Source organism: Sulfitobacter sp. 15WGC, assembly GCF_005068605.1.
Lineage (GTDB): Bacteria > Pseudomonadota > Alphaproteobacteria > Rhodobacterales > Rhodobacteraceae > Sulfitobacter > Sulfitobacter faviae.
In genome coordinates, this window is the sequence record NZ_SZNL01000210.1 from 1 (window position 1) to 252 (window position 252).

Below are 252 nucleotides of genomic sequence, written 5' to 3' on the forward strand. Positions count from 1 at the left end.
ATGACCTCGATGAGGCCGCGCTGAAGCCCTATTTCCAGCTTAACCGGATGATCGACGCGGCCTTCGACTGCGCCAACCGGCTGTTTGGGCTGGAGTTCGCAGCCCTCGACGTGCCGCTCTACCATCCGATTGCCGGGCGTGGGAAGTGACGCGGGACGGCCAGCATGTGGCGGTCTTTATCGGTGATTATTTCGCGCGCGGCTCGAAACGGTCGGGCGCGTGGTGCTCGGCCATGCGCGCGCAGGCGAAGTT

Annotated in this window: 1 pseudogene; it reads left to right on the plus strand. The window is 64.3% G+C overall.

Going from position 1 to position 252, the window contains the following annotated elements:
• Positions 1 to 252: pseudogene (locus FCK22_RS19510) on the plus strand (M3 family metallopeptidase); the annotation flags it as partial.